This window comes from Caulobacter sp. 10L414, from assembly GCF_056395525.1.
In genome coordinates this window covers 36,475-46,556 of record NZ_JBFTJR010000044.1, presented here as the reverse complement: position 1 = coordinate 46,556, position 10,082 = coordinate 36,475, and the positions used below count along the sequence as shown (strand labels likewise).

The following is a 10,082-nucleotide window of genomic DNA, read 5'->3' as shown; positions in this document are numbered from 1 at the left end:
GACGAGGCCTCGAGCAACGTCAGCGCCACCGTCCCGGCCCCGACGCCCGCGCCGGCGCCCGCCGCTCCGGCCGCGATCGTCGCCGAGCCGGCCCCGCTGGCCGTGCCGGCGCCCACCCCGGCCCCGGCTCCGCAGGCGCCCGTCCCCGTGGTTCCGGTGACGCCTAATACGCCCCAGTAAGGGCCAAGAACGACGAAGGGCGGCTCCATCGCTGGAGCCGCCCTTTTTCTTGGGTCCTAGCTTTCGCTAGTTCACCACCACTTGTCGGCCTTGGCCGTGAAGCCGGCGGCCTTTTCGATGGCGCCGGCCACCGAGAACACCGTGCCTTCGTCCAGCGGCTTGCCGATGATCTGCAGACCCAGCGGCAGGCCGTTGGCGTCGAGGCCGGCCGGCAGGGACAGGCCCGGCAGGCCCGCCAGGTTGGTCGTCACCGTGAAGACGTCGTTCAGGTACATGGCGATCGGGTCGCTGGAGTTCTCGCCCAGGCCGAACGCCGCCGAGGGCGCGGTCGGGGTGAGGATGGCGTCCACTTTCTGCCAGGCGTTGTCGAAGTCCTCGGCGATGCGGCGACGCACCTTCAGGGCCTTCAGGTAGTAGGCGTCGTAGTAGCCGGCCGACAGCACGTAGGTGCCGATCAGGATGCGGCGCTTGACCTCGTCGCCGAAGCCGCTGGCGCGGGTGTTCTCGTAGATCTCGGCGAGGTTGGCGCCCTCTTCGCGCAGGCCGTAGCGCATGCCGTCATAGCGGGCGAGGTTCGACGAGGCTTCAGCAGGCGCGACGATGTAGTAGGCCGGCAGGGCGTACTTGGTGTGCGGCAGGCTGATCTCGACGATCTCGCAGCCGGCTTCCTTCAGCCAGGCGACGCCGTCGTCCCACAGCTTCTGGATCTCGGCCGGCATGCCGTCGACGCGGTATTCCTTCGGCACGCCGATGCGCAGGCCCTTGATCGACTTGCCGACGAACTGGGTGAAGTCCGGCGTGGCGACGTCGAGGCTGGTCGAGTCCTTGGGATCATGGCCGCTCATCGAGTTCAGCAGCAGGGCCGCGTCCTCGACGGTCTTGGCGATCGGGCCGGCCTGGTCCAGCGAACTGGCGAAGGCGACGACGCCCCAGCGCGAGCAGCGGCCGTAGGTCGGCTTGATGCCGACAGTGCCGGTGAAGGCGGCCGGCTGGCGGATCGAGCCGCCGGTGTCGGTGGCGGTGGCCCCCAGGCACAGGTCGGCCGCGACGGCCGCGGCGCTGCCGCCCGAGCTGCCGCCCGGCGTCAGGGCCTTGTTGCTGTCCTTGGCGCGCCAGGGGTTGGTGACCGGGCCGAAGTAGCTGGTCTCGTTCGACGAGCCCATGGCGAACTGGTCGAGGTTCAGCTTGCCCAGCATCACCGCGCCGTCGCGCCACAGGTTCGACGTCACCGTCGACTCATAGGCCGGGACGAAGTTCTCGAGGATCTTCGAGCAGGCCGTGGTGCGCACGCCCTTGGTGCAGAAGAGGTCCTTCACGCCCAGCGGCGCGCCGTCCAGGGGCCCAGCCTCGCCCTTGGCGCGACGAGCGTCCGAGGCGGCGGCCATGTCCAGCGCCTGTTCCGGGGTTTCCAGGATGTAGGCGTTGAGGCCGCGCGCGGCTTCGACGGCGTCGATGTGAGCCTTGGTCAGTTCGACCGAGGTGAAGTCCTTGGCGGCCAGGCCGTCGAGGGCGCCCTTCAGGGTGAGCTTAGTCAGAGCGCTCATTATTCGACCACCTTGGGCACGACGAAGAAGTTGGAGACAGTCTTGGGCGCGTTGCCGGTCACGACCTCAGGCTCGCCGCCCATGGTCACGACGTCGTCGCGCAGCGGCAGGCCGGYGGCCACGACGCTGGTCAGCGGCTCGGCGCCGTCGGTGTCGACCTCGGCCAGCTGCTCGATCCACGTCATGATCCCGTTGAGCTCTTGCGTCAGAGCTTCGATGCGCTCTTCGGGTTCGGCGATGCGGGCGAGCCGGGCGACCTTGCGGACGGTCGCGGCGTCGATGGCCATGGGGCCTTCTCCAATAGCAATGCGGTCGCCCGCGTTCACGGACAGTCGAGGGGTGGGTTACCCGCCCAGCCTTGTCTTTGACAAGCCCGACGGCTCGCGCACGGGGCTTTTCCTCGCCTGAAGGCCCGCGAAGCGCTAGAAGCCGCCTCATGCCCGTTCTCGACATCGAAGCCTTCGCCGCCGCCATTCCCGACTACAAGCCGGTCATCGGCCTGGATCCGGGGGAAAAGACCATCGGCGTGGCCGTGTCCGACGTGACGCTGACCGTCGCCAGCCCGCTGACCGTGATCCACAAGACCAAATTCACCCAGGACGCGGCGGCCCTGTTCGACATCATCGACTACCGCAAGGTCGCCGGGATCGTCATCGGCCTGCCGGTCAACATGGACGGGACCGAAGGCGTGCGCTGCCAGTCCAACCGGGCTCTCGCCCGCAACCTGCTGCGCCTTCGCCCTGACCTGACCATCACCTTCTGGGACGAGCGCCTGTCGACGGCGGCGGTGACCCGCGTGCTGATCGACGAGCACGACGTCAACCGCAAGCGCCGCGGCGAGGTCGTCGACAAGATGGCCGCCGGCTGGATCCTGCAGGGCGCGCTGGAGCGGATGCGGGGGATCCGGGGGGAGCAGTAGAGTTCCTTCTCCCCTTGCGGGAGAAGGTGTCGGCGATAGCCGACGGATGAGGGGTCTCTCAGACCTCAAAGGTTTGCCCAGTCTATCCGCTCAAGGCAGCTGACCGCGCCTTCACCCCCTCACCCGACCTCGCTCCGCGAGGCCACCCTCTCCCGCATGGGGAGAGGGATCACACTAGCCTTCCCTTCCCGCCCAAAGCCGCCTATGACGCGGGCTCATGACGGCTTCAGCCCATGACCCCAGCGCGGCGATCGAGACGATCCGCAAGCGCATCTTCTCGTTCCCCAAGCGGCACTTCCTTTCGGCGGGCGATCTCAACGCTCCCCAGGCGGCCGACCTTCTGGACCTGGCCGACGCCTTCGTGGCGTTGAACCGGCAGACGTCCAAGTCCCTCGACATCCTCAAGGGGCGGACGCTGATGAACCTGTTCTTCGAGAACAGCACCCGCACCCAGAGCTCGTTCGAGCTGGCCGGCAAGCGGCTGGGCGCCGACGTCGTCAACATGAACCCCAAGACCTCGTCGGTGGCCAAGGGCGAGACCCTGATCGACACCGCCGTGACGCTGAACGCCATGCGGCCCGACCTCCTGGTGGTGCGCCACGCCTCGTCAGGGGCCGCCTCCCTGCTCGGCCAGAAGGTCAGCGGCAGCGTGGTCAACGCCGGCGACGGCCAGCATGAACACCCGACCCAGGCCCTGCTCGACGCCCTGTCGATCCGGCGGGCTTTCGGCCGCGTCTCGGGCCTGACCGTGGCCATCTGCGGCGACGTGCTGCACAGCCGCGTGGCCCGCTCGAACGTTGCTCTGCTGCAGATCCTGGGCGCCAGCGTGCGCCTGGTGGGCCCGCCCACCCTGATGCCGGCCCAGGCCGAGCGCTGGGGCGTGACCGTGCACCACGACATGAAGTCGGGCCTGGCCGGCGCCGATGTGGTGATGATGCTGCGCCTGCAGCTGGAGCGGATGCAGGGCGGCTTCGTGCCCTCGACCCGCGAATACTTCCGCTTCTACGGCCTCGACCGCGAGAAGCTGTCGCGCGCCGCGCCGGGGGCCAAGGTCATGCACCCTGGCCCGATGAACCGCGGCGTCGAGATCGACAGCGACGTCGCCGACGATCCCGCCGTCAGCCTGATCCAGGACCAGGTCGAGATGGGCGTCGCCGCCCGCATGGCCGTGCTCGCCTCCCTCGCCCACCGTCTCGAGGAGGAAGGCCGATGACCGCGCCCCAGCCGCTCGCCTTCGTCAACGCCCGCCTCGTCGATCCCGAGAGCGGCTATGACGGCCCCGGCGGCGTCATCGTCTCCGAAGGCGTCATCGCCGACGTGGCCAAGGGCCGCGAGTTCGGCAAGCTGTCCAAGGGCGTGCGCGTCGTCGACTGCGGCGGAGCCATGCTGGCRCCGGGCCTGATCGACCTGCGGGTCAAGACCGGCGAGCCCGGCGCCGAGACCAAGGAAACCCTAGCCAGCGCCGCCCGCGCCGCCGCGGCCGGCGGCGTCACCAGCTTCGTCGTCCAGCCCGACACCGATCCGGCGGTCGACGACCCCAGCACGGTCGACTTCCTGCTGCGCCGCGCGCGCGACATCGACGCCGCCCGCATCCTCTGCGCCGGCGCGGCCACCAAGGGCCTGCGCGGCGAGGAGATGGCCGAGATCGGCCTGATGCGCGAGGCCGGCTGCGTCTACGTGACCGACGCCGATCGCCCGATCGCCGACAGCAAGGTGTTCCAGCGCCTGCTGGCCTACGCCAAGGGCTTCGACACCATCCTCGCCCACCGCCCGCTCGATCCTTGGCTGGCCAAGGGCGGCGCCGCGACCGGCGGCGAGTTCGCCGCGCGCATGGGCCTGCCGTCGATCTCGCCGATGGCCGAACGGATCATGCTGGAGCGCGACGTCGCCCTGCTGGAAGCCACCGGCGGGCGCCTGCTGGTCGACCAGCTGACCAGCGCCCAGGCGCTGGAGACCCTGGCCCGCGCCAAGAAGAAGGGCCTGCGGATCCACGCCAGCGTGTCGATCAATCACCTGTGCTTCAACGAACTGGACATCGGCGACTATCGCACCTTCGCCAAGGTCACCCCGCCCCTGCGCGGCGAGGATGATCGCCAGGCCCTGATCGAGGCCCTGGCCGACGGCCTGATCGACATCGTCGTCAGCGCCCACGCACCGGCCCCGGCCGAGGACAAGCGCCTGCCGTTCGACCAGGCCGCGCCCGGCGCCGTGGGCCTGGAAACCCTGCTGCCGGCCCTCTTGGGCCTCTATCACGACGAGCGGCTGCCGCTGATCGACCTGATCAAGGCCGTCACCCTGGCCCCGGCGTCCTTGCTTGGCCTGCAAACCGGCCGCATCGCGCCCGGCGCGCCGGCCGATCTGGTGCTGTGCGACCTTGACGCGCCGATCATCGTCGACGCCGCCAAGCTGCTTTCGAAGTCGAAGAACTCGCCGTTCGACGGCCGCAGGCTGCAGGGCCAGGTGCTGATGACGATCGTCGACGGCCGGATCGTGCACCGCGCCGAGGGGTGAGCCCTACGGGCAGCCCTCGGCGGGAACCAGAGCGACCCGGGCGGGGCTCAGCTTGATCTGGCGCGCCTCGCCCATATCGCCATAGACGCCGACCTGGGCCGTGCCGGACACGCCGACGGTCGAGGCGTCGCCGGCGGCGATCTCGACCAGGGCAAGACCGCGCAGGTCGCCGATGTGGTCGCGATCGAGGAAGGCCGCGCCGACCGAGGCCTGGCCGTCCAGGCCCGCGTCGCCGCGGGCGCGGGTCAGCGACCAGCCGGCCGGCGTCTTGCAGACCTTCACGACCTTGGCGCCTGCGAGCTTCAGGCCGAAGGCGTCGACATAGTCGTCGGGTCCCAGGGCGATCCCCTGGATCGACAGCAGGAAGACGACGGGCCCGACCGGCTGGGCCGCGGGCGCTGGAGGCTTGGCCGGCGCGGGCTTCGCCGCCGGCGGGGCCGCGGGCTTGTCGTCGGGCGACGGCTTGCCGACGAAGTGCGCCAGGGCGAGAGCCCCGCCGACGCCGAGCACGGCGGCGGCCAGGATGGGAATCAGACGGGCGTAGCGCGGATCCTTCATGACCCGTCCATTAGAGCACGCCCGCCGGGGCGCCCAAGCTCAACTTCCCAAACGGAAGCATGAACCGGCGCGCGAAGCGGCTATAAGGACCAAAACAGGCTTGCCTCGTTCGCCAAGCTTGGCCATGGTTCGCTCGCGCAAAGGTAGCATTTCTTGGAAAGCCTCGCCCCCGTCGCCTATCTGACCCTCGCGATCGCCGTGATCGGGGGCTACCTGCTGGGCTCGATCCCGTTCGGCCTGATCGCCACGCGCCTGGGCGGCGCCGGCGATATCCGCAAGATCGGCTCGGGCAACATCGGCGCGACCAACGTGCTGCGGTCGGGCCGCAAGGACCTGGCGGCCATCACCCTGCTGGGCGACGGCGGCAAGGGCGCGGTGGCCGTCGGCCTGGCGCACCTGCTCAGCCACGGCAATCCCGCCGTCGTGGCCCTGGCCGGCGGCGCGGCCTTCGCCGGCCACATCTTCCCCGTCTGGCTGAAGTTCAACGGCGGCAAGGGCGTGGCCACCTTCTACGGCGTGCTGCTGGCCGCCGCCTGGCCCGTGGGCCTGCTGGCCGCGGCGACCTGGCTGGCCATGGCCGCCCTGTTCCGCATCAGCTCGCTGGCCGCCCTGACCGCCGCCGCCCTGGCCGCTCCGTTCGCCCTGGCCACCGACCGTCCCTACCCGATCCTGGGCCTGTGCCTGTTCATGGCGGTGCTGATCTACATCCGCCACAAGGACAACATCGCTCGCCTGCTGAAGGGCCAGGAGCCGAAGATCGGCAAGAAGAAGACGGCCGAAGAGCCGCCGCCAGAAGCCTGATGACCCGGGGCCTCTCGGATCAGGAGCGCCTGGCCTGGCTTCGCCTGGCGCGCACCGAGACGGTCGGCCCCGTCGCCTTCGACCACCTTCTTCAGCGCTTCGGCTCGCCCGAGCGGGCGCTGATCGCCCTGCCCGACCTGGCCCGTCGGGCGGGTCGCGCGGCCCCGCTGAGGCCGCCGCCGGAAGACGAGATCCTGCGCGAACTGGACGACGGCGCCCGGCTGGGCGCTCGCCTGATCTGCGCCTGCGAGCCCGACTTCCCCCATCGCCTGGCGAGCCTGGATCCGCCGCCGCCCGTGATCTGGACGCTGGGCCACTACGAACTGCTGCCCCAGCCCAGCGTCGCCATCGTCGGCGCCCGCATCGCCTCGGCCGCCGGCCAGCGCTTCGCCAGGCAACTGGCCGCGGAACTGGGTCAACACGGCCACGTGGTGGTCTCGGGCCTGGCGCGCGGCGTCGACGGCGCGGCGCACGAGGGCTCGCTGTCGACCGGCACGATCGCCGTGCTGGGCGGTGGGATCGCCGACATCTATCCGCCCGAGCATGCGTCCTTGCACGCCCGCATCGCCGAGCACGGCTGCGTGGTTTCCGAAAGCGCGCCGCTGCGCCGGGCGCAGGCCAAGGACTTCCCACGCCGCAACCGCATCATCTCGGGCCTGTCCCTGGGCGTGGTGGTGGTCGAGGCGGAACTCAAGTCGGGTTCGCTGATCACCGCCCGCCTGGCCGCCGAACAGGGCCGCGACGTCTTCGCCGTGCCCGGCTCGCCGCTGGACCCCCGCGCCAAGGGCCCTAACGACCTGATCCGCCAGGGCGCGATCCTGTGCGAGGGCGTCGAGGACGTGCTGCGCTCGCTGTCGGCCAGCCCGTCGATGCGCGAACGCGAGCGGGCCTGGGACCCGGACGAGGCCGCCGACGATCTGGATCATGACGCCCTGCGCGAAAGGCTGGCGGCGCTGCTTTCGCCCACGCCGGTCTCGCGCGACGAACTGGTGCGCGCCGTAAAAGCGCCGACTTCGGCGGTGATGGCTGCGGTTGTGGAGTTGGCCCTCGCCAACCGGGCCGAGTTGTTGCCTGGGGGCATGGTGGCCGGCGTCTGAGGGGGCGTTGATTTGAAATCCAGGACCTTTGGCGTCGCGACGGCGCTGACCTTCGTCATGCTTGCAGCGCCGGCGCTAGCCGCCGCCGGGCCCGCGTCGGTGGACTATGTCGTCTCGCCGGTGATGAAGGACGGCGACCTGACCGCGCTGGAGATCACCGCCACCTTCAAGGCCGACGCCGACGGCGAGACGCACCTGTCGCTGCCCAACAACTGGATGGGCCGCAGCGACATCTGGCGCAACCTTACCGACCTGAGCGTCGAGGGCGCCGATTCCGTCGTCGAGGACACGCCCAAGGCGCGGATCATCCGCTCCAGGCCGGGACGCAAGCTCACCCTGCGCTACCGGGTCAACGACACGCTGACGCGCGAACCGGTCCAGTCCGACAGCTATCCCAGCGAGCCCTGGGTGCGGCCGTCMTGGTTCTATGTCGACGGCGTCAGCGCGCTGATCACGGTGGACGACCGCGAGAACGGCCCGGTGACCTTCAGGTGGGGCAAGGGCTGGCCGAAGGATTTCAAGCTGGCCAGCAACCTGGAGGACGCCGCCGGCTGGAACGACCACCTGGGCCACAGCGTGCTGATCGGCGGCCGCGACGTGCGGGTCCTGCGTTCGGGCCCCGTGCGGCTGGCCGTGCGCGGCGCCTACGGCTTCGACGAGGCCGAACTCGTGCGCACGCTGGAGGTGATCCTGCGGGCCGAGCGCGGCTTCTTCGGCGACGACGCCGAGGCGCCCTACCTGGTCACCGCCCAGAGCCTGAAGGCCGAGAGCGGCGCGTCCTTCCACGGCACCGGCAAGCACCAGGCCTTCGCCATGGCCACGACCCCGAACATGACGCTGGCGGACATGCGCGTCCTGCTGGCGCACGAGATCTTCCACGCCTGGAATCCCCAGCGGCTGGGCGAGCCCATCGGTCCGGCCGGCTACTGGTTCAGCGAGGGCTTCACCGACTTCTACGCCCGCCGGCTGATGATCCGGGAAGGGCTGATCGGGCCTGCCGACTTCGTCGCCGCCTGGAACGAATCCCTGCGGGCCTACGGAACCTCTCCGGTCATCGCCATGCCCGGCAAGGAGGCGGCCGAGAAGTTCTGGACCGATCCGAACGCCGACCAGCTGGCCTATCAGCGCGGCGCCCTGCTGGCGGCGATCTGGGACCTGAAGCTGCGCCAGGCCGGATCCAGCCTTGACGCGGTGCTGCACGCGCAGGCCAGGGCGCGAAAGGAGCAGCCCAAGGTGAAGCTGATCCAGGCCTTCGTCGACGCCGCCAAGGGCCAGGGCCTGGACGTGACCGCCGACATCGAACGGCACATCGACGAGGGACGCCCGATCCGCCTGCCCGCCGACGCGTTCCTGCCCTGCGCGCGGATCGAGGACGTCAGCGGTCCGATCTTCGATCTGGGCTTCGAACCGGCCGTCGACGACGCCGGGGTGATGACGATCACGCGCCTGCGCAAGGGCTCCCCCGCCGAGCTCGCAGGCCTGCGCGACGGCATGGTCATCGTCGAGAAGCGCAGCGGAACCAGCGGCGATCCGAGCAAGCCCTACGAGCTGGCGGTGCGCGAAAAGGAAGGACCGGTCGCGACGATCAGCTTCCTGCCGCGCGGCGATCGCGCCCACGACTACCAGCGCCTGGTCCTGACGCCGGAAGCGGCGAAGGCGCCGGCCCTGTGCGCCTTCCCTTCCGGTGCTTCGGCCAACCCCCTTCATAAACCGATCTAGTTGGGTTATTTTGAATGGTCACCGTCCTTCGCATACGGGGACTGCGCGTCGTGATCTTCACCAACGATCATGAACCGGCGCACGTCCACGTGTACGGAGACGGCGAGGCCAAGATCAATCTCGTGGGGCGCGACGGCGCGCCCGAACTGGTTCGCGCCGAAGCCATGACCAGGGCGGACATCCGCCGCGCCATGGCGACCGTCGCGGAGCACCGCGAGGCCCTGCTGATGCGATGGAAGGAAATCCATGGCTGACCTGACCGACCAGGACATCGATGCGGCTCTGGCCCGGGGAGCCTCCGCCCGCGCCTCCGAACCACGCGCCCTGTCGGCCCGCTACGACCCGGCCAGCGGCCGCATCGTGGTGGAACTGACCAACGGCGCCGCCTTCGCCTTCCCGGCCCGTCAGGCCCRGGGGCTGGAGACCGCGGACGAGACGCAACTGGCCGAGGTGACCGTGCTTGGCGCGGGATCGGGCCTGCACTGGGAAGCGCTGGACGTCGATCTGTCGGTGCCCGAACTGACGGCGGGATTGTTCGGAACCAAGGCGCACATGGCCCGACTGGCGGGCCGCGCGACCTCCCCCGCGAAATCCGCCGCCGCGCGAATGAACGGCGCCAAGGGCGGCCGCCCTCGCAAGAGCGGAACAGCCTAGTTTGACCAGACGGACACTGACGCCGTTGACATTGTCATAGGCTCGCCCCCACTTTCCGGCGCTCGCCTCCTGGTTCGCCGGAAGGGCGATCCACCTCCC

The 10,082-nt window shown here is 70.1% G+C and carries 12 protein-coding genes; 9 read left to right on the top strand and 3 right to left on the bottom strand.

The annotated features are described in order from the left end of the window. On the top strand, positions 1-180 hold a 180-nt coding region (locus AC1DCG_RS17480; RefSeq protein ID WP_477041584.1), incomplete at its 5' end, for a hypothetical protein. Between the two features lie 71 nt (positions 181-251). On the opposite strand, the gene gatA is transcribed toward AC1DCG_RS17480, so the two are convergent. Further along, entirely contained in the window at positions 252-1,724 is a 1,473-nt protein-coding gene (gene gatA / locus AC1DCG_RS17475; RefSeq protein ID WP_477037162.1) for an Asp-tRNA(Asn)/Glu-tRNA(Gln) amidotransferase subunit GatA, read from the bottom strand. Continuing rightward, positions 1,724-2,011 carry an Asp-tRNA(Asn)/Glu-tRNA(Gln) amidotransferase subunit GatC gene (gatC, locus tag AC1DCG_RS17470; RefSeq protein ID WP_477041583.1) on the bottom strand — a complete coding sequence of 96 codons (288 nt, stop codon included), beginning with the start codon at positions 2,009-2,011 and terminating at the stop codon, positions 1,724-1,726. Before gatC ends, gatA begins: the two co-directional genes overlap by 1 nt. Before the next feature lie 149 nt (positions 2,012-2,160). On the opposite strand from gatC, the gene ruvX reads away from it, so the two are divergent. The 3 genes from ruvX to pyrC all read left to right on the top strand — a co-directional run bounded on the left by ruvX (position 2,161) and on the right by pyrC (position 5,154). Continuing rightward, on the top strand, positions 2,161-2,643 hold the full coding sequence (gene ruvX / locus AC1DCG_RS17465; RefSeq protein WP_477030700.1) for a Holliday junction resolvase RuvX: 483 nt from the start codon (positions 2,161-2,163) through the stop codon (positions 2,641-2,643). A gap of 217 nt (positions 2,644-2,860) precedes the next feature. Then, on the top strand, positions 2,861-3,856 hold the full coding sequence (locus AC1DCG_RS17460; protein ID WP_477030699.1) for an aspartate carbamoyltransferase catalytic subunit: 996 nt from the start codon (positions 2,861-2,863) through the stop codon (positions 3,854-3,856). Next, complete coding sequence (gene pyrC / locus AC1DCG_RS17455; protein ID WP_477030698.1) at positions 3,853-5,154, top strand: dihydroorotase; 1,302 nt, start codon at positions 3,853-3,855, stop codon at positions 5,152-5,154. The genes AC1DCG_RS17460 and pyrC overlap by 4 nt, the downstream gene beginning before the upstream one ends. 3 nt (positions 5,155-5,157) lie before the next feature. On the opposite strand, the gene AC1DCG_RS17450 is transcribed toward pyrC, so the two are convergent. Beyond that, positions 5,158-5,712, bottom strand: a complete 555-nt coding sequence (locus tag AC1DCG_RS17450; protein WP_477030697.1) for a hypothetical protein — start codon at positions 5,710-5,712, stop codon at positions 5,158-5,160. Positions 5,713-5,865: 153 nt separating this feature from the next. Between AC1DCG_RS17450 and plsY the strand changes: the two genes are divergently transcribed. The 5 genes from plsY to AC1DCG_RS17425 are packed head-to-tail and all read left to right on the top strand — an operon-like array spanning position 5,866 to position 9,983. Next, entirely contained in the window at positions 5,866-6,513 is a 648-nt protein-coding gene (plsY, locus tag AC1DCG_RS17445; protein ID WP_477030696.1) for a glycerol-3-phosphate 1-O-acyltransferase PlsY, read from the top strand. After that, entirely contained in the window at positions 6,513-7,610 is a 1,098-nt protein-coding gene (gene dprA / locus AC1DCG_RS17440; RefSeq protein ID WP_477037163.1) for a DNA-processing protein DprA, read from the top strand. Before plsY ends, dprA begins: the two co-directional genes overlap by 1 nt. Before the next feature lie 12 nt (positions 7,611-7,622). Then, positions 7,623-9,329, top strand: a complete 1,707-nt coding sequence (locus AC1DCG_RS17435) for a M61 family metallopeptidase (protein WP_477030694.1) — start codon at positions 7,623-7,625, stop codon at positions 9,327-9,329. 50 nt (positions 9,330-9,379) lie between these two features. Beyond that, positions 9,380-9,583, top strand: a complete 204-nt coding sequence (locus AC1DCG_RS17430; RefSeq protein ID WP_477030693.1) for a DUF4160 domain-containing protein — start codon at positions 9,380-9,382, stop codon at positions 9,581-9,583. After that, positions 9,576-9,983, top strand: coding sequence for a DUF2442 domain-containing protein (locus AC1DCG_RS17425; protein ID WP_477041582.1), 408 nt, complete (start codon positions 9,576-9,578; stop codon positions 9,981-9,983). The genes AC1DCG_RS17430 and AC1DCG_RS17425 overlap by 8 nt, the downstream gene beginning before the upstream one ends. Positions 9,984-10,082 lie beyond the last annotated feature (99 nt).